This window comes from Halomonas sp. AOP13-D3-9, from assembly GCF_052379125.1.
Taxonomy (GTDB): domain Bacteria; phylum Pseudomonadota; class Gammaproteobacteria; order Pseudomonadales; family Halomonadaceae; genus Vreelandella.
Map to the genome: position 1 here is coordinate 140,549 of NZ_JBQSYH010000004.1, position 18,076 is coordinate 158,624.

General features: G+C 52.9%; 22 protein-coding genes. 14 read left to right on the forward strand and 8 right to left on the reverse strand.

Going from position 1 to position 18,076, the window contains the following annotated elements:
• Positions 1–122 precede the first annotated feature (122 nt).
• The gene (locus ACT3UM_RS05810) at positions 123–1,013 is read left to right on the forward strand and encodes an NAD(P)-dependent oxidoreductase (protein WP_498896935.1); all 891 of its coding nucleotides are present in this window, start codon (positions 123–125) and stop codon (positions 1,011–1,013) included.
• Entirely contained in the window at positions 1,010–2,578 is a 1,569-nt protein-coding gene (locus ACT3UM_RS05815; protein WP_498896937.1) for an aldehyde dehydrogenase family protein, read from the forward strand. The genes ACT3UM_RS05810 and ACT3UM_RS05815 overlap by 4 nt, the downstream gene beginning before the upstream one ends.
• Here the strand turns inward: ACT3UM_RS05815 and ACT3UM_RS05820 are convergent.
• The 4 genes from ACT3UM_RS05820 to ACT3UM_RS05835 all read right to left on the reverse strand — a co-directional run bounded on the left by ACT3UM_RS05820 (position 2,557) and on the right by ACT3UM_RS05835 (position 5,436).
• Entirely contained in the window at positions 2,557–3,504 is a 948-nt protein-coding gene (locus tag ACT3UM_RS05820; protein WP_498896939.1) for a LysR family transcriptional regulator, read from the reverse strand. The genes ACT3UM_RS05815 and ACT3UM_RS05820 overlap by 22 nt on opposite strands.
• Positions 3,505–3,517: 13 nt before the next feature.
• A complete protein-coding gene (locus ACT3UM_RS05825; protein ID WP_498896941.1) occupies positions 3,518–3,874 on the reverse strand; it encodes a hypothetical protein in 357 nt (118 codons plus the stop codon).
• Positions 3,874–4,146, reverse strand: a complete 273-nt coding sequence (locus ACT3UM_RS05830) for an HU family DNA-binding protein (protein ID WP_498896943.1) — start codon at positions 4,144–4,146, stop codon at positions 3,874–3,876. Before ACT3UM_RS05830 ends, ACT3UM_RS05825 begins: the two co-directional genes overlap by 1 nt.
• 99 nt (positions 4,147–4,245) lie before the next feature.
• A complete protein-coding gene (locus ACT3UM_RS05835; RefSeq protein WP_498896945.1) occupies positions 4,246–5,436 on the reverse strand; it encodes an NAD(P)/FAD-dependent oxidoreductase in 1,191 nt (396 codons plus the stop codon).
• Positions 5,437–5,573: 137 nt separating this feature from the next.
• Between ACT3UM_RS05835 and ACT3UM_RS05840 the strand changes: the two genes are divergently transcribed.
• The 5 genes from ACT3UM_RS05840 to ACT3UM_RS05860 all read left to right on the forward strand — a co-directional run bounded on the left by ACT3UM_RS05840 (position 5,574) and on the right by ACT3UM_RS05860 (position 9,802).
• The gene (locus ACT3UM_RS05840; RefSeq protein WP_498896947.1) at positions 5,574–6,149 is read left to right on the forward strand and encodes a chorismate--pyruvate lyase family protein; all 576 of its coding nucleotides are present in this window, start codon (positions 5,574–5,576) and stop codon (positions 6,147–6,149) included.
• Between the two features lie 35 nt (positions 6,150–6,184).
• The gene (gene ubiA, locus ACT3UM_RS05845; RefSeq protein WP_498896949.1) at positions 6,185–7,075 is read left to right on the forward strand and encodes a 4-hydroxybenzoate octaprenyltransferase; all 891 of its coding nucleotides are present in this window, start codon (positions 6,185–6,187) and stop codon (positions 7,073–7,075) included.
• 124 nt (positions 7,076–7,199) lie between these two features.
• The gene (gene phoB / locus ACT3UM_RS05850; RefSeq protein ID WP_007112280.1) at positions 7,200–7,889 is read left to right on the forward strand and encodes a phosphate regulon transcriptional regulator PhoB; all 690 of its coding nucleotides are present in this window, start codon (positions 7,200–7,202) and stop codon (positions 7,887–7,889) included.
• 2 nt (positions 7,890–7,891) lie between these two features.
• Positions 7,892–9,178, forward strand: coding sequence for a phosphate regulon sensor histidine kinase PhoR (gene phoR, locus ACT3UM_RS05855; RefSeq protein WP_498896951.1), 1,287 nt, complete (start codon positions 7,892–7,894; stop codon positions 9,176–9,178).
• A gap of 309 nt (positions 9,179–9,487) precedes the next feature.
• On the forward strand, positions 9,488–9,802 hold the full coding sequence (locus ACT3UM_RS05860; RefSeq protein WP_498896953.1) for a hypothetical protein: 315 nt from the start codon (positions 9,488–9,490) through the stop codon (positions 9,800–9,802).
• A 323-nt stretch (positions 9,803–10,125) separates the two neighbouring features.
• Here the strand turns inward: ACT3UM_RS05860 and ACT3UM_RS05865 are convergent, their stop codons facing one another.
• Together ACT3UM_RS05865 and ACT3UM_RS05870 are read right to left on the reverse strand one after the other, a co-directional pair.
• On the reverse strand, positions 10,126–10,761 hold the full coding sequence (locus ACT3UM_RS05865; RefSeq protein WP_498896955.1) for an NrsF family protein: 636 nt from the start codon (positions 10,759–10,761) through the stop codon (positions 10,126–10,128).
• A complete protein-coding gene (locus ACT3UM_RS05870; RefSeq protein ID WP_498896957.1) occupies positions 10,758–11,315 on the reverse strand; it encodes a sigma-70 family RNA polymerase sigma factor in 558 nt (185 codons plus the stop codon). Before ACT3UM_RS05870 ends, ACT3UM_RS05865 begins: the two co-directional genes overlap by 4 nt.
• A 310-nt stretch (positions 11,316–11,625) precedes the next feature.
• Here ACT3UM_RS05870 and ACT3UM_RS05875 point away from each other — a divergent pair, with 310 nt between their 5' ends.
• From ACT3UM_RS05875 to ACT3UM_RS05895, 5 genes are all read left to right on the forward strand, one after another.
• Complete coding sequence (locus ACT3UM_RS05875) at positions 11,626–11,916, forward strand: BufA1 family periplasmic bufferin-type metallophore (protein ID WP_498896959.1); 291 nt, start codon at positions 11,626–11,628, stop codon at positions 11,914–11,916.
• 59 nt (positions 11,917–11,975) lie between these two features.
• On the forward strand, positions 11,976–12,896 hold the full coding sequence (gene bufB, locus ACT3UM_RS05880) for an MNIO family bufferin maturase (RefSeq protein ID WP_498896961.1): 921 nt from the start codon (positions 11,976–11,978) through the stop codon (positions 12,894–12,896).
• On the forward strand, positions 12,886–13,692 hold the full coding sequence (locus tag ACT3UM_RS05885; protein ID WP_498896963.1) for an HvfC/BufC family peptide modification chaperone: 807 nt from the start codon (positions 12,886–12,888) through the stop codon (positions 13,690–13,692). The genes bufB and ACT3UM_RS05885 overlap by 11 nt, the downstream gene beginning before the upstream one ends.
• Complete coding sequence (locus tag ACT3UM_RS05890; RefSeq protein WP_498896964.1) at positions 13,689–14,219, forward strand: DoxX family protein; 531 nt, start codon at positions 13,689–13,691, stop codon at positions 14,217–14,219. Before ACT3UM_RS05885 ends, ACT3UM_RS05890 begins: the two co-directional genes overlap by 4 nt.
• Before the next feature lie 201 nt (positions 14,220–14,420).
• A complete protein-coding gene (locus ACT3UM_RS05895) occupies positions 14,421–15,008 on the forward strand; it encodes a TetR/AcrR family transcriptional regulator (protein WP_498896966.1) in 588 nt (195 codons plus the stop codon).
• A gap of 120 nt (positions 15,009–15,128) precedes the next feature.
• Here the strand turns inward: ACT3UM_RS05895 and ACT3UM_RS05900 are convergent, their stop codons facing one another.
• A complete protein-coding gene (locus ACT3UM_RS05900; protein WP_498896968.1) occupies positions 15,129–15,491 on the reverse strand; it encodes a hypothetical protein in 363 nt (120 codons plus the stop codon).
• Between the two features lie 88 nt (positions 15,492–15,579).
• Positions 15,580–16,137, reverse strand: a complete 558-nt coding sequence (locus tag ACT3UM_RS05905; RefSeq protein ID WP_144810027.1) for a sigma-70 family RNA polymerase sigma factor — start codon at positions 16,135–16,137, stop codon at positions 15,580–15,582.
• A gap of 682 nt (positions 16,138–16,819) precedes the next feature.
• On the opposite strand from ACT3UM_RS05905, the gene ACT3UM_RS05910 reads away from it, so the two are divergent.
• On the forward strand, positions 16,820–17,389 hold the full coding sequence (locus ACT3UM_RS05910; protein WP_498896970.1) for a DUF2269 family protein: 570 nt from the start codon (positions 16,820–16,822) through the stop codon (positions 17,387–17,389).
• A 142-nt stretch (positions 17,390–17,531) separates the two neighbouring features.
• On the forward strand, positions 17,532–17,816 hold the full coding sequence (locus tag ACT3UM_RS05915; RefSeq protein WP_498896972.1) for a BufA1 family periplasmic bufferin-type metallophore: 285 nt from the start codon (positions 17,532–17,534) through the stop codon (positions 17,814–17,816).
• The last annotated feature ends 260 nt before the right edge of the window (positions 17,817–18,076 follow it).

Genomic DNA, 18,076 nt, shown 5'->3' on the forward strand with positions numbered 1-18,076 from the left:
GTTTTCTTAGCTACAAGCGTTAGTCGCTCTCTGATGCCCAACGGGTAGGAGAGCGTCTACGCCAAAGATCAACACCGAACACGGCGTCTCGTTACCCAAAAGGCGCTGTAGGGAGTTTTAGGATGTCTTTAACCATTACAGTCATCGGGCTGGGGCAGATGGGTGGCAATATGGCGCTCACACTCAAAGCGGCAGGGTTTGAAGTAACGGGTAGCGATCTATTTGAGCAGGCACGGTCGCGCCTCGCTGCCCAAGGTTTACCCGTAGTGCAGCCCGAAGAACTGCCTGCAAGCGATGTGTACCTTCTGTCGCTGCCTACTTCCGCCCATGTGCGCGAGGTGATCGAGCAATCACCGGGCTTACTCAGCCTAGCGCCGAAAGGCAGTGTGATTGTCGATACGTCGACAAGTGATCCTCAGGTTAGTCGAGAACTGGCCGAAAGAGTATCCGCAGCGGGCCTTCAATGGCTAGACGCGCCGGTAAGCGGCGGCCCGAAAGGGGCTACCAGCGGCAAGCTGGGCATGCTGTTAGGGGGCGATGAGGCCACTATTGATCGGGTGATGCCGATGCTAGAGGCGATGTCAGCCAAGCGCACCCATGTGGGCGGCCCAGGCAGTGGCCATGTGGTCAAACTCGCCAATAATTACCTGTGTGCGGCGCACTTGCTGACCACCGCCGAAGCCGTTGCTATGGCAGCCAGGGCAGGCGTTGATCCCGCTGCCTGTTTGGCGGGCATCAATAGCGGCTCGGGGCGCAGCGCGATAAGCGAGGTGAATTTCCCCGAGTGGATATTGAGCGAGCGTTTTGATTCAGGCTTTACCACCGGCTTGATGCGTAAGGATCTGCGCTTGGCGCGGGACGCGGCTGAACAGTTGGATATTCCGCTGCCTCTGCTACAAGCCGTGGTGGATGCTTGGCACGAAAGCCCCGAGCAGCCCACCGACAGCGATGACTTTAACCATATCACCACGCCGATTTTAGCGCATGCCAGCCAAGTGGAGGGCAACGAATGAACGCACTTAGCCAACATGCCCAAGGTCACCTTGCCACGCTGCTCGACGGTTTTGGATTAACGGCCACCACGCTGTTTAGCAACTGGATTGATGGTGAATTAGTCGCCGGAGAAGGTGAAACTATCACCCTGACTAATCCGGCAACGGGCGAAACGCTGGTGAACTACCGCGACGCGGGCGCTGCGTTGATTGAGCGAGCTACTCAAGCTGCACAGCGAGGCCAACGTGAATGGATGGCGTTAACCGCCAGCGAGCGAGGGCGACGCATGAATGCGGCACTTCGCGGTATTGAGGGCCATGAAGAGGCGCTGGCGCAGCTGGAAAGTGTCGTCGCGGGTAAGCCGATTCGTGACTGCCGGGCTGAAGTGGGCAAAGTGCGCGAGATGTTTGAATACTATGCAGGCTGGTGCGACAAGCAGCACGGCGAAGTGATTCCGGTACCCACCTCGCATCTTAACTATGTGCGCCATGTACCTTACGGCGTAGTGGGGCAGATTACTCCCTGGAACGCGCCGATGTTTACCTGCGCTTGGCAGTTGGCCCCGGCCATTGCCGCAGGCAACGCCGCCGTATTGAAGCCCTCTGAGTTAACGCCGTTCACCTCGGTGGTGATTGCCAAGCTGTTGGAAGAGGGGGGCAGACAAGCGTCTCAAGGTCTGCCTAAAGGGCTGATCAATATCGTCAACGGGCTGGGCAAAACGACCGGCGCAGCGCTGACCGATCACCCCACCATCAGCAAGCTGGTGTTTGTCGGCTCGCCCCAAAGTGGGCGTATGATTGCCGAAGCGGGCGCGCGACGGTTGGTACCCAGCGTGCTAGAACTGGGCGGCAAATCGGCCAATATTGTGTTCGCCGATGCCAAGCTGGATGAGGCTGTTGCAGGAGCCCAGGCGGCGATTTTTGCCGCCGCGGGCCAAAGCTGTGTGGCAGGCTCGCGTTTATTGATTGAGCGCTCAGTGTTTGAGCAGGTCACCACCCGCTTGGCGCGTGCTGCGGAACAGATTGCGGTTGGTCTACCCAGCGATGAGGCAACCCGCATGGGGCCGCTGCAGAATCGCCGCCAATTTGAGCAGGTGACCCGCATGATTGAGGCCGCCGAAGCGGCAGGCGCGAGAGTGTTAACGGGGGGCAAACGTCCTGAAGGCTTGCCTGACGAAGCCCAAGGGTATTTTATCGCCCCTACCGTGCTGGTCGATGTCACGCCGGAGACGGAGATCGCTCAGCAAGAAGTGTTTGGACCGGTATTGGTGGCCATGGCTTTTGATGATGAAGCCCAGGCCATTCAACTCGCCAACGAAACTCGCTTTGGTTTGGCCGGTGCAGTATGGAGCCAGGACGTGGCGCGTGCGCATCGTGTCGCGGGGCAGTTACGGGCAGGAACGGTATGGATCAATAGCTACAAGGCGATCAGCGTGATGTCACCGTTTGGCGGATTTGGCGACAGCGGCTTTGGCCGCTCCAGCGGTTTGGATGGCCTGCGTGAATACACGGTGCCGCAAAGCGTCTGGGTGGAAACCGCGCCAGAGGCAAGCGTCGCGTTTGGTTACGGTAGCGGTGTTGGCTGATCGCCTACCGCCGAGCCCGGTTCCCGGAAGGCCTGCATCCAGCGCTGTAAATGGCGTAGTAGCAGTATGCAGGCCTTGGGCTGCTGGCGGCCTACGCGGGTGACCATATGTGCATGGGAACGCTGAAAGAGCGGGTTGTCCACCGGGCGTGCTACCAGTGTGCCGAGCTCTAAATCGTGGGCGACGGCAAAGGCGGGCAGCAGGGTAATGCCCATGCCACTGCGCACGTACTGTGCCAGCACCACCATGGAGTTAGTGTTCATTGCCGGGCGCGGGGCAATCCGCGCCTGTTGAAAGGCTTGATCGACCATTTGGCGAACCCCGTGGCTGGTATCCCACATAGCCATGGGCTCGGCGCTCAGTTGATCGAGAGAGAGCGGCGTAGGCTGGTTGGCCAAGGCATGCTGCGGTGACAGGATGGCCATCAATGGCTGTGGGCTGGAAGCCCAGAAACGCAGTTGAGGGTGGGTTCTTTCGTGGAACATTAGACCGATATGGCTGTGATCATCGACCACGGCTTCAATAATGCCCGAGGTGCCAGCGATATGAATATCGAGCTGGATGCCCGCATAAAGCTGGGTGAATTCATGCAGCGGGGACGCCACTAAATCACTGACAAACCCTTCGCCTACGGTGAGCGATATTCTGCCGGTTTCCAAGCGTTGGTAGGATTCAAGCGACGCAATAAAGCCTTCATCAAGGGCACCGCGCCGTTCGCAGTACTCAAGTAGCATTTCGCCTACCGGGGTAGGCGAAATGCCATCGCGCTGACGCTCCATAAGCGTCGCTCCCAAGGCTTCTTCCAGCAGCGTAATTTGCCTGCTCACTGCCGAGGGAGCAATGTCCAAGCGCGCCGCTGCACGGCGCACTGAGCCAGATTCAAGGGTAACGCGAAAGTACACAAGGCGCTGATGAGGTATGTCCATCGATAGTGAAGCGCTACAAGTACTTGAGTAGCTTTTGCAGCTTATTCATATCGGCGGAGTCACCCACCAAGCGCACGCTGCCGTCCATCATGCCGTCGAGAAAGGCCTGTTGAGTGGGCTTTTTGAGTACTTTCAGGGCGGTATCCTGATCACGGAAACGTAGCTCTAGATCTAAGTCGACGGGCAGCCCTTTGCCGGTACTGACACTTTTCGGCGTCATCCGGTAGTGGCGGGCAACACTAAGATCTTCTGTGGCAATCCCCCAGTCCAGGCCGCGCATGCGTTCTAACTGTTCACGAAAGCGCGGTTTGCGGCGCAGGGCGCGTTTGAGCATTACGCCCAGCAGCCACAGCGTCAGCTTGAGCTTCATTAGGAAACGGCGTCCTTAAGTGCTTTGCCAGGCTTAAAGGCAACGTTTTTGCTGGCCGGAATCTGCAGAGGGGCACCGGTCTGCGGATTTTTGCCGGTACGCGCTGCGCGCTCACGTACGGTGAAGGTGCCAAAACCAATCAGCGCGACATCTTCGCCCTTGGCACAACTGTTGGTGATCTCATCTAGAATGACATTCAGTACCTGGCCAGCTTTATCTTTGGTCAGGTCGGCATTTTCAGCGATGGCTGCAGCGAGTTCAGGTTTGCGCATAAGGAATCTCCCCTTTTGAAAAAATCAAACAAATGCATGTTGTTGGGTGCGTAGCCGATTAGGTTAGCTTTTCTAGCCTAGTCGTGAACGCGACGAAAATCAGCCTAGCAGCGTAGGTGCTGCTCTGGAAAGCTCCACTTTCCTTCTCACGCAGCCGCCTGTCAACGCAAAACCAATCAAACGTCCGTCTTTATTTTCCGCCAAAGCACTGATATCACCGCCTTCACCTTCAATTCGCCAGCGCTCGGGAGGGGACGCCGGAGGGTAGGCAACCACTGGCAGCAGCGGCGTTTTAACCACCACCGGCCAAGCGCCAAAGCTAACCGGGGTGGGTGTGCCCGTAAGGGTTGCCGCCAGCGCTTTAGCACTGGCTTGCAGAGGCTGTACGTACATGGCATTAACCCCGTCCACGCAGGCCACATCGCCCAGGGCGTAAATATTGGGGTGCGAAGTCCGCAACTGACGATCAACCTCTATACCGCTAGGCGACACGCTTAAACCAGCAGCCTCGGCAAGCGCTGTCCGGGGTGCAAGGCCGGTGGCCATCAGCACGAGATCAGCGTTGACGGCGTCGCCGCTATCCAACCGCAGAACAGTACTTTCATCGCTGCTGAGCGCTATAGACTCAATTGAGCGGCCAAGGTGAAGATGGATACCCGCTTCGCTAAAGGCATCACCCAGGGCGTTCCCTAAGGGCGGTGGCAGTAAGCGAGGAAGTAGGGTTCCCTCGGGAGCGACGATGCTGACGTGGTGACCGCCAGCGTGAAGATCATTGGCAAACTCACAGCCCACTAGCCCCCCGCCAATAATCGCTACCCGTGCGAGGCCGTGGCCTAACGCGGTATGAAAGCGGCGGTAGTCGTCTAGGTCGTTGATCGTAAAGCAGCGTGACGCCACGCTGGCGTCGATATTGAAGGGTACCCGTGGTGCAGCGCCAGTGGCCAGCACTAGTGCTTCGTAGCCGAGCACCATGCCGTCTTCAAGAAGCATTGTTTGGTTATCCACATCCAGTGCGGTTACCTGGTTGTGGATAACTATTTGGGCATTTAGCTCGTCGCCCAGGCCAGTGGCGCTGCGCTGGGCTAATTGTTCGGGCTCCAGGCCCTTGGCGAAGCCGGTGGAGAGCAACGGCTTGCTGTAGTCATCGCCGCTGTCGGCGCTCACCAGTATGATTGAGCGTTGATCCCCCTGGCGGCGCAAGGCCCGGGCTAGGCCAATGCCTGCCATGCCAGTGCCAATAATCACTAGCTCAGCGTGCGAAGATGTTTTCTGTGTTTGGGTTGCGGGCATGCAGACACCAAAAAAGTTGCTAAAAAGGGTTGCGAATAAAGAGACGCTAAATCGAGTCGTTAAAAAAGTCGCTGAAACAAAAGCCTTTCAGTGCCCATGTTACACTAGCCAACCCGTTAATTGCCCTGGAGAACTCGGTGACGGCTGCTGCTTTTCGGCAAACTCCTCTATTTTCCCGCTGGCGCCCGATTGATGCGGCGCGCCCGGCGATGAGTGCTTCCTGGTGGCAGTGGGTTGCCTCCACCGACTCGTTAACCGCACGCTTAATCGCTGCGGGTGGAGATAAACCGTTTCGCGTACGGCTGCTGCGCCAGGGCATCGGTTGGCCGCGTCAGGATGAGGCTCAAGCGCTGGGCCTTGGCGCCAAGCGCTACGCCTGGCTGCGGGAAGTGGCGCTGTGCTTGGATGAAACGCCTTGGGTGGTAGCACGCTCGGTCGCCCCGCTCACGCAGCTAAAGGGGCAGCGGTTGGAACGCCTGGGTGAGCGCTCGCTAGGCAGTTGGCTATTTCGTCAGCCGGGTTTAATCCGTGGGTCATTAGAGGCGACGACGCAAGCGCCGAGTTTCGCTAGCGAGAGCGGTATACAAGGAAACTCTGCTTGGGGCCGTCGCTCTGTTTTTTATTACGGCGGTAAGCACGGCTCTCTGTCGTTATTAGTTCAAGAGTATTTTTTGGGTGCGATGGCGGATGATCTTGGCCTGCCTTCGCGCTAGGCTAGCGCCTGCATCTTATTCTTCGTGAGGTAAGCATGGATCGTTCACTGTTGCGGCCAAAGGGATGGATTCGCGTGGCAGATTTCTTACAACTGATGCGCCTGAATCGGCCGATAGGCACCTGGCTGTTAATGTGGCCGACGCTGTGGGCACTTTGGATAGCTGCGGAAGGTGTCCCAGGGCGAAGTGTGCTGCTGATTTTTGTGGCTGGCGTTTACGTGATGCGCGCCGCGGGCTGCGTGGTCAACGATTACGCGGATCGTCACTTTGATGGCCATGTGAAGCGCACAAAGCATCGTCCCCTAGCCACAGGCCGTATCAGCGAAACTGAAGCCCAGCTACTGTTTATCGCATTGGTAGCCGCTGCGTTTATTCTGGTATTACTGACCAACTGGTTTACGGTGCTGCTCTCGCTGGGCGGGGTGCTGCTGGCGATTATTTATCCCTTTATGAAGCGCTATACCCACTTTCCCCAGGTGGTCCTGGGGGCGGCGTTTTCCTGGGCGATTCCGATGGCCTTTGGCGCCGTGTTGGGCCACGTGCCGCTGGAAGCCTGGGGGCTTTTTTGTGCCAACGTGCTGTGGACAGTGGCCTACGATACCCAGTACGCCATGGTCGACCGTGACGACGATTTAAAAATTGGCATTAAATCGACGGCGGTGCTGTTTGGAAATGCCGATCGTTTGATTATCGGCCTACTCCAGCTAGCCACCCTGGGGTTGCTGGCATGGGTAGGCTGGCGGGTCGGTTTAGGTGGATTCTTCTGGTTAGGACTTGCGGCAATGGCGGCGACTTTCCTACATCAGCAGCGCTTAATTCGCTACCAGGAGCGGGGTGCCTGCTTTCAGGCGTTTCTCAACAATCACTGGTCGGGCTTACTGGTTTTTGCCGGTATCGCGCTAAGTTGGTGGCCTACGGCGGGCTAATTTTTTTGAATGTCATATAATTGTCATCAAGTCATGGTGTTATCGTCACTGACATGTCATTGAACTGTTTATCTTTAAACTAGTTTTCTTTGAGCGTTTTTTTTGAACACCGTGAGGCTCTGGTATGACCGCCAAGACCGTTCTGATTGTCGATGATGAGGCGTCGATTCGCGAGATGATCGCGGTAGCGCTGGAAATGGCTGACTATCGCGTGCTCGAAGCGGATAATGCCCAAGATGCTCATGCTATGGTGGTTGACCACCAACCCGATTTACTGTTGCTGGACTGGATGATGCCCGGCACTAGCGGAATTGAGCTGGCAAGGCGCTTGAAGCGTGAAGAAGCCACCGCCGAAATTCCCATTATTATGCTTACCGCTAAAGGCGAAGAGGATAATAAAATTCAAGGGCTCGAAGCCGGTGCTGATGACTATATCACCAAGCCTTTTTCACCCCGGGAGCTGGTGGCTCGGTTAAAGGCGGTACTGCGCCGTGCGACCCCGCGTGGGGTTGAAGACCCGATAGAGATTAACGGTTTGCTACTTGATCCGGTGAGCCACCGGGTCAGCGCCCACGGCAAGGCGCTGGAAATGGGGCCTACCGAGTACCGTTTGCTGCAGTTTTTTATGACCCATCAAGAGCGCGCTTACACGCGCAGCCAACTGCTTGACCAAGTGTGGGGCGGCAACGTCTACGTCGAAGAACGCACGGTCGATGTGCATATTCGCCGCTTGCGCAAAGCGCTGGGCGACGTGCATCAAAACCTGATTCAAACGGTTCGGGGTACCGGTTACCGTTTCTCTGCCCGGGTGTAAATGTGCGTTTATGGAGTCGTGAACTGTGGCGAATAGCGTGGCTGTCCACGCTGGGTACTTGCTTAGGTTGGCTATTGGGCTCGGCTGGGCTAGGACTTTCGGCAGGGCTCGCGGTATGCCTGTTTTACCATTTACGACAGTTGCGCGAGCTCTACCAGTGGCTCACCCTTCACCCACATGATGAGCCACCTGCTGCCCGCGGGATGTGGGGCGAGTTATTTGACCGCTTATACCGCTATCAAAAAAGCCAGCGTATTACCCAAAGCCGCCTGCGCGCTACCTTAGCGCGTATTCAAGAGTCGTCTGAAGCGATGCGCGACAGCGTGGTCATGCTTGACCGTCACGGTGACCTGGAGTGGTGGAACAGCGCTGCCACCGCCATGCTAGGGCTACAAACCGCCCATGACCGTGGTCAGCACATTACCAATCTGCTGCGCGATCCAAGCTTTATCAGCTACTTTAATGCGCGTAACTACAGTGAGCCGTTAACGCTCACCTCGCCGATTGATGAACGGCGAATCCTGCAGTATCAAATTACCCTGTATGGCGACGACGAACGCTTGGTGATGGCGCGCGATATCACACGCTTGCATCGGCTTGAGCAAATGCGGCGCGACTTTGTCGCCAATGTCTCCCATGAGCTGCGTACCCCGCTTACCGTTCTCTCCGGCTATTTGGAAACCTACAGCGATATCGCCGATCAGCTTCCACCGCGCTTGGGTCGCAGTATCCAGCAGATGCAGGAACAGACCCAACGTATGCAGAATTTGGTCAATGATTTATTGCTGCTCTCGCGCCTGGAGATTGATCAGGGCGGTAAAGATCATCACCCGCTGTCACTTGAGCCTTTGCTGCAAAGCGTTTGTGCTGACGCGCTAGCCCTGTCGCATCAGCGGCATACCATCACCGTGGCGCTTGAAAGCGATGCGCGGCTGTTAGGTAGCGAACAGGAAATTCGTAGCGCCGTCTCTAACCTGGCCTTTAATGCGGTGCGTTACACGCCAGCAGGCAGCCAAATCACGCTACGCTGGAAAGCAAGCGCTAATGGCGGTGGCTATATAGATGTTGAAGACAATGGTGAAGGGATTGATCCCGTTCATATTCCCCGCTTAACCGAGCGCTTTTACCGTGTCGATAAGGGGCGCAGCACGGCGACCGGTGGCACAGGTTTAGGCTTGGCGATTGTTAAGCACGTGCTGTTACGCCACGATGCTCAACTGCAAATTGAGTCCCTCCCTGGCAAGGGCGCGCTGTTTCGCTGCGCCTTCCCTTCTTCGCGGCTTGTTTAAACTAGCAAGGCCACTCCATCGCACAATATTTTCAGAAGCGTGCAATATTGGCATGCAAGGTTGGTAAAACCTTACCCATGTGCCATTTTTATACAGCTTAAAGCGTTGGGTAATGGCTTCGGTAATGTCGTTTTGGTATGGCTGATGATTAATTAAATAATTGATTTAATTGATTTTAATTTTTTATTTCGGTTTTTGGCATATCTTCTGCAATTCGTAAGTTAAGGAAGATGACCGCAGGAGATGCTGGCTTCTAGTAAGCCTTTCTTTCTTAATGAAGTAGCATTAAACAGCTATCGGAGGTGGAATATGATGTCCAAGGATTTACTCAAGAAAGCTGGCATTTTAGGTGTTTCGTTTGGTCTGATGGCAAGCCCATTAGCTTTTGCTCAAACTGATGAAAATTCATCGATTGATGAGAATCAAGGTATTACGGCTGACGAGCAACCGATGGATTCCCAAGGAACCGGAAGCTCAGAAGGCAGTGGCATAACAGACACGACTAATGATTTAACCCATGACGAAGGCGATGGTGCCAGCGACATGGAACCCCAATCAAGCAGTCACTCAGATGACGCTGAATATGATGAAGATGAACTTATTGAAGAAAATAGCGGTAGCTAATTATTGATGATTTTTTAGATATCACTGAATGCTTTTTCATAGGATGAGGAAGTGATCAACAGGATGTTATACAGATAAGGATGTGTTTCGGATTCAAGGATGAATCAATAGGAAATCAATACGTTAGTCAGGGTAAATTCCAGGGTTGGAATCCCGCACAAGGAGTGGAAGCTAGCGTTAGTCATTACCTATAACCTATTCTGATATCGGGCTCTGCGCTAGCAGGGCCTAATTTTTTGCTGGCTACTTTTCTCTCTCTATCTTGCCTCCCCCCTGCCTTTCTACTGGGTACTTTTCCTCATATATCTCTAAATCGTCGAGCTTCACCACTTCAGACAAAACCGCCCCCCGAAGTATCCGACACAGGCGACACTGACAGTAGCAATGGAATACCAAGTCATCACAAACAAAGGGCTATCGTCCGGGCAATGCAAGGCGTACAGGACGGTGGCGATACCGCTAGCGGAAAAACCGGCCAAAGCCCCTGTCAAACCAGGGCGAGTAGTCGCCCCCTTGCGAATCGCCATCATGATGGCGATAAGCGGGGCAAGAGAGAGAGCAGGAATCCACATCAAGCAATCAAGCGCATTATTGCCGACTAATCGCTCGCCCCACAAGTCTCTCGGCACAACCATCAGCTCGAATCCGGCAGCCAGGATCAAAAGCAAATACGCTGACAATGCTCCCCATAACCAATTAACGGGATAGGTGCCCGGACGAGCCAGATGCTTCACCGCCTTGAAAGAACAGACGGCCAGCGCCAAGGAAAAAACAAACTTCAAAATAACGCGGATCGTTTCGATGGCGGCATTAATGTCAGAGCGAACACCGACAGCCATCACGAATAAGGCTGATGAGATCAAAACACCACCCAACAAAGCCAGAGCAAATGTTCTACCCAAACTCCAATGACTCGTCTGATCTTGCGAAAGAAGTTCAATTAAGTCGTCTGTCTTCATAGCTCGTTATACCGATAGTGTTTTGCAAGTTGCTTCAATGCTCTATGGAGTGCAACACGAATGGCTCCGTCACTCATTTTCAACTTGATCGCAACCTCCCTGACACTGAACCCATCCAGTGAAATTGACCGCACAATAACACGCTCATTTTCTTTCAGTTTTTCCAACATCTTTTCAATATCTTGTCCAGCATAAGCATTACCAGTCTCTTCAAAAAAAAGACCTTCAGCGACATCATCCAGAGGAATATGGTCTTGACGATACCGCCTTCTGAAAGCATCAATCATCTTGTTATGAGCGATAGCATTGAGCCACGGACTAATAGGCCGGGATGTATCCCAAGTATGACGCTTCAAATGAAGTGTTATCAACACTTCCTGAACAATGTCTTCGACATCTCCCTCTGAGGCACGAAAATTCCGGCATCGGCTTGACACTGTCGCTCTCAAATGGGGGGTTACCAACTCAAGGAAACTACGATAGGCCGACTCTTGTCCAGCGAGGCCAGCACGCATGAGGCTTGCCCATTTTTGTTCTCTTGATTGCTCCTCCAATACTCCTCTCCCCGTAGCGGCCTTTCTATTACTATAAAAGGGCTTACTTTACCTAGCCCAATCCCTTTGAACGCTTGGCACTACAAAGATTTTATAGCATACGATAAAAAACAATCCATCGGAAATGCAGAGGGTTTTCCCTTCAAAATCAATTTATTAATAAAAAAACAATCATAGCTAGTAGTGTCTAACAACGACGTCGTCGATCCCATTTTCAAATTAAGGTGTAACACCCGAAGCCATCGGGACGTATTACTCAATAGCGTATCGATATTCGACACGCTGACAAAACCTTTACAGGAGAAGCTCAATGTCAGTAAAAACTACTCTCAGCACCTCTATTCTGGTCGGTGCAGTCTCAGTTGCACTCTCGTCTTTTGCTATGGCGCAGGATTCCGATTCCGGTGCCGAGAAGGAACGATGCTATGGCGTATCCCTGGCAGGACAGAATGATTGCGCAGCAGGTCCGGGCACGAGCTGCCAAGGCACTTCGACTGAAGATTATCAAGGCAATGCCTGGACTTACGTTGACGCTGGCACGTGTGAATCCATTGAGCTACCTAACGGTCAGACGGGTTCTCTAGAGCCGATTGAGAGCTAAATGGCTTCGTAACCCTATAAAAGTCCATAGCCGGAAAGCGAAAAGGAGGTGAAGTAAGTATGACACTCGAAACAATCGACGCACTAACGGAATCAGCTCATCGCTTTCCGGCACATCCTATTGCAGGATTATCGGGAACCAGCTTTAAGCAAGAACATATTGAAGAAATACTGGGTGCCGCGTCATCTTATAAAGGGTTCTTCGAGATACATGCAGAGAATTACATGGGTGCAGGGGGGCCGCCTCATCGCATGCTGGAAGACATTCGTAAAGAATACCCTGTCTCCCTTCATGGGGTAGCCATGTCCATTGGTGGTATGCAACCTCTCGATACACAGCACCTCAGACGATTTCAATCATTGGTGGAACGCTATGAACCGGCACTGGTATCTGAGCATCTCGCTTGGTCCACACATGGCGGCACGTTCTTCAATGATCTTTTACCGCTTCCTTACACTGAAGCCACACTCTCAAGAGTGTGTGAGCATATCGACCAAGTTCAGGAAGCCATTCGACGTCCTATTCTTCTGGAAAACCCGTCAACCTATGTGGCATTTACCGACTCAACTTATGACGAAGTCGATTTTATAAAAAATATCTCACGACGTACGGGATGTGGATTGCTGTTAGACATCAACAATGTATTCGTTTCTTCGAAGAATCAGGGTTTCTCCGCTCTCGACTATTTGCGAAGTTTTCCCCTGGATCGTGTAGCTGAAATTCATTTGGCAGCACATGCCGAACAATTTGACGATGAGGGCGACCTGCTCCTGATCGACAGTCATGACGGCCCAGTCTCAGATGCCGTATGGAAGTTATTTGAAATTATTATCGATAAATATGGCTCGATACCCACACTTGTCGAGTGGGATAGCAACATTCCCGCATGGCCAGTCCTAGAAGCCGAAGCGCGTTTGGCTCAGGCCGTTTTGGATCGACGTGCGGTTGCATCAATACCGGGGCAATACCATGCTGCATGAAAGGTCTCCTCATCACGGTATGTCGAAAACATTCCATGCATCGTGCTTTTCGTCAGCATTAACCGACCCATACCTGAAAACACCACTCGGCATTTGTGGTCCGAATGGAAAATTGGCTGACAAACGATACAACGTCTATCGCAACAACGTCACGGTAAGTCTCATCAATGGATTAGCATCGATATTTCCGGCAGTGGAACGTCTCGTTGGCAATGATTTTTTCAGGGCTATGGCACGTTTTCATATACGTGAGACTCCGCCCACGTCTCCTTTATTATTTGAATACGGCTACGATTTCCCCAAGTTTATCGACGAGTATCAGCATGCACGCTCCTTACCTTGGCTTGGAGATACAGCGAGAGTCGAAAGAGCCTGGCTAGATGCTTATCATGCCCGGGATGCTCGTTCTCTGGATCCCAAAGCACTTGAGTCGGTACTACCTGAAAAATTAAGGAGACTCGTGTTTATGGCGCATCCAGCGACTCGTATTGTTCGATCACGCTATTCAGCAGTGAGTATCTTTTCAGAAAATAGGGGAGCTTCAACAAGCACTGAGAAGCTGGATGCTTCTCATGCCGAAAATGCACTCATCACCAGACCGGAACAGCAAGTGATTGTCCGACACCTACCCTCCGACGGAGCATTGTTCATTGAACAACTCTTGGCAGGGAAGAACCTGGAAGAGGCCGTTACTTTGGCACTCTCGCAATATCCAGATTTTGATCTTTCGCTGAATCTACGAGAAATATTAAAGGCGGGTGTATTTACATCTATTCACGACGGAAAATTACCATGAATATAGATAACAAAATCAAGGGCTCTCTGGCTTCCAAGAAACAATCCCTAAACATGACGCTGTTCGAAAAGTTGTCTAAAATCATCGAATCAATTTCTCATCCAGCTCTTGTTTCACTTGTCATGCGTTTTGCATTGGCTATTCCTTTCTGGAAATCAGGTATCCTTAAATGGGATGGATTATTCCAATTAAGTAGTACCACGATTTATCTATTCAGCGATGATTTTATGTTGCATCTTCCCGGAGGCCCTTTCCCATTTCCCTTTCCTCCAGTCACCGCCTTTCTCTCAGGTGTTGGGGAAGTACTATTCCCTGCATTACTCTTTCTGGGATTAGGAACACGCTTTGCTGCAACGGCACTACTGTTGATGACAATTGCGATTCAACTGACAATTCCTGCAGGGTGGCCATTGCATCTGACGTGGGCAGCTATGGCGCTTGGCATCATGGCTTGGGGGCCTGGCGTAGTGTCTCTCGATCACTTGATTTCCAGGACGCTACGCTCAAGATCAATCTCTCTGCCATGACAGTAATCACTTCCAAGGCAGCACAGACAGACTAGCGCTCACCTGTTCGGTTTTGCGCAAGGAAGGAAGAAAGCACAACTCGTCCGAGTGACAAAAGCGTCGGCAATCTCGTGCCACACGATTCTGAATCGACCAATATCAAATGCATCGGCACCATCAAGCTGACATAATGAAGGCTTTCCCTTTTTTATCGTAGAGAAGATGGCCAGACCAAGATTATTCAATGAAGAGGAAGTCCTTGATGCCGCCATGCGGTGCTTCTGGTCACGCGGATTCAACGCGACATCCCTGCGAGAATTGGTTACCGAGACAGGCTTGACAGGTGCCAGCTTGTACAATGCGTTTGGCAACAAGCGTGCACTCTATCAACGCGTGTTAGGACGTTACCTCGCCAACAGCGTGCATGACAGGATACATCGCTGTGAAAAGCTGCCAGCAGTCGAGGCGATTGAAACCTTTTTCTCCGAGATCATTCAACGTTCGCTGAATGATCCCGATTGCAAAGGTTGTATGCTGGTCAATGCAGCGCTGGAAATCACCCCACAGAACCCGGAGCTACAAAGCGTCGTCCAGGCGGAGCTGGCTAAAATCGGAACCTTTTTTCGACAGCAAGTCGACGTCGGTCAAAAAGACGGCACCATCAACAGCACGCTTTCCGCAGAATCCCTCGGGCACCACTTACTCGGAGTTTTGATGGGTTTGCGGGTGCTAGCACGCGTTCAACCTGACGAGACATTGTTTAACGGGATCGTCAGGTCTGTTCTCACGCTTCTAAAGCCCCAGGGATAATTCACATAGCGCCTGTTCATGCGCGATTGAGGGTTAAGGAATGTCCCATGTCGGCAGCTCGCGTGCTTCCGGCGCGACCAGATGTTGTGTCGTCATGGTTTCTGTCTTGTATGCCAACCGTTACAACTCAGATGAAAGTCGGCCAGCCCGCTGTGGGGCGCGGATGAAACGCTCCACTAATTCGTCAGTCCATTCAATATACTCGACATGAAGCTCATCGGCGTGACGGGCGAAGAGCATGCGCCCGGTGGGGACGGCAACAATCGGTCGCGTGATGACCGCTTCAGCCGCGAGCAATTCCTTCTGCATGGCATCAAGATCGGAAACGATGACCGGCCCGTAACTGTCGCGGATCGGCGCAAGGCTTTCGTCTGAGCCTGCCACGATAAACATGTCGCCGTCGCCGATGCCGGCTAGATCCCATTCTCCAAGGCGAAAACGCAGATGTGGTTCACGCCCATGAAGTCGCTGCAGTGTCAGCAACGTATGATCCAAATCGTTCGAGAATATGTTTTAAGAATCATCTTGGAGTTATCCTTCTGGACGAGAAGTTCGATTAACTTGTTGGTCTTCATGTTGCGTGCTCTGAATAGAGGGTAGCCAACCTTTTCAAGGCTCTATGAAGAGCAACACGTACCGCCACCTCAGTCATTTCCAGTTGATCGGCGGTTTCTCGGATACTTGCCCCTTCGATCGATATCGATTGAACGATGGTCCGCTGCGGATCCTTGAGCTTTTCCAGAATGTGTTTGATATCGATCTGATCAGAGACCGCAATTCCTTCATGCGATTCGAGTGTATCGACGACATCTTCAAGCGGCACGACGACTTGCCTACCACGGCGCCGAAGGCTGTCGACCACCTTGTTGCGTACGATTGCCGATATCCACGGGCCCAATGGCCGAGACGAATCCCAAGTCCCTCGCTTAAGATGGATTGTAAGCAATACTTCCTGCACCACTTCCTCAGCTTCACTTGCCGACGCACCAAACTGGTCACAGCGTCTCCGCGCTATTGCCCGTAGATGAGGTGTGACGGCGGTCAGGAACTTGTGATAAGCGTAGCTATCGCCCTCAATGGCGGAGCGCATCCAAGCAGCCCATTCCTCTTCACGTACCGGATTGTTCATCCAGTATCTCCTACTACGTAACCTCCGCGCGTATTGTTACCGGTCGCCGTCGCTTTATTTGCTGCCATCTATTGAGATTCCGTGTTAGCCCCTGTCGTCAAACTGATCAGGCCAGGAGTTCCAGTTTCGGTTCATTGTCTGGCTAGAGTAGAGAAAGTACAGGGCGTACCAACCCCTCTAGGAGTTCATGCTCCGGCTTGGTTCTTGCCAGGATCTAACGCCGCGCAGGAAATTGATCGAATCGGGGCGCGCATCCATCTCGCTACGGATAGATTTTAGAGCGAATGATCTAGAATGCAACGGCTGCGATCCACGGTTATTCGAGAACGGGCCAGCTTCATATCTTTCGTACCATATCTTTCATAACCATCCGATGTAGGCCGCAGTCAGGCCGCGACGGCTTGATGCTGACGTTCTGGTGAAGCCCGGGCCGCTATGCTTGATGTTGGCCTGACCACGGTGGGCTTTCCCAAATGAACCAGGCTGCAAAATAAACGAAGATCCTTTGTAACATCTGCCTGCATTTCTACGAATTGTAAGGCAGCAAGGTCGTAAATCGGATCTGACAACGTCGGAGTGTGGTGCTGCAGGATGCAGCGGCAATGTTCCAGACACAGCAATCCTAATCAATCAGCCGCTCGTCCTGTCGCTGCAGGGCGCGCGCTTCAACGTGGGGAAGAAAATGGATCTCTACAGCAGCTTCAAGCTTGTGCATGTCATTGCTGCCACGGCCTGGGTTGGCGGAGGCTTGACGCTTATTGCTCAAGCCATCTTCAGAATCAGGGAGGCCGGCCCGCGCGAGGTTCTGGAAGTGACGCGAAACATGGGCTTGCTCGCCCTGCGCTGGTTTCTTCCCAGCAGCGCGCTTACGTTGCTGTCCGGTCTTCTAATGGCGTTGCTCGGGGGCCTTTGGACGCAGGCATGGATCGTCCTAAGCCTTGCCGGTTTCGCGGTGACATTCCTGACCGGACATTTCATCTTGAGAGTCCGCGGCGAGAAGGTTTTCGCGCTGCAGACTGAAGGCCGCGAACACGAGGCTGTCCAAGAAGCGCTTGCCTTGATCCGCGTCTCGAAATTCGACTATGCGGTCGTCTTGATGGTTGTCGTCCTGATGGTGCTGAAACCGCAATGGAACGACCCTGCCTTCATTGGCGGTATAGCGGCGGTCATCGCTTGCGCTGGGTTTGTGTTTCTGCTTCCGCCTAAACGCAGGAGCACTCCTCGGGCTCAGGGCGAAAATGCTTCGCGCTGACGCAGCAGGGGGCCGGGCAGGGTTTCCGGCGTCGTCGATCCAATTTTTAAATTAAGGTGTAACACCCGAAGTCATCGGGACGTATTACCTAATAGCGTATCGATATTCGACACGCTGATAAAACCTTAACAGGAGAAACTCAATGTCAGTAAAAACTACTCTCAGCACCTCTATTCTGGTCGGTGCAGTCTCAGTTGCACTCTCGTCTTTTGCTATGGCGCAGGATCCCGGTGCCGAGAAGGAACGGTGCTATGGCATATCACTGGCAGGGCAGAATGATTGCGCAGCAGGCCCGGGCACGAGCTGCCAAGGCACTTCGACTGAAGATTATCAAGGTAATGCCTGGGCTTATGTTGACGCTGGCACGTGTGAATCGATTGAGCTACCTAACGGTCAGACGGGTTCTCTAGAGCCGATTACGAGCTAAATGGGCTTCATAACTCTATAAAAGTCATAGCTGGAAAGCGAAAATGAGGTGAAATAAGTGCCATAAAGGCACAGACAATTTTGCGCATGTGTCATTATTGCACATGTAATTAGCGTGCTTTTGTTTTTTGTAGCATATTATTGCGCGCAATTTAAATTGTTTAAGTATTTGATTTTTGGTTATTAAATTTTTAATTTATGGAGTTGGCATTGCATATGCAATCTCAAGGCAGTGAAGCTAACCGCAGTGAGATATCAGCC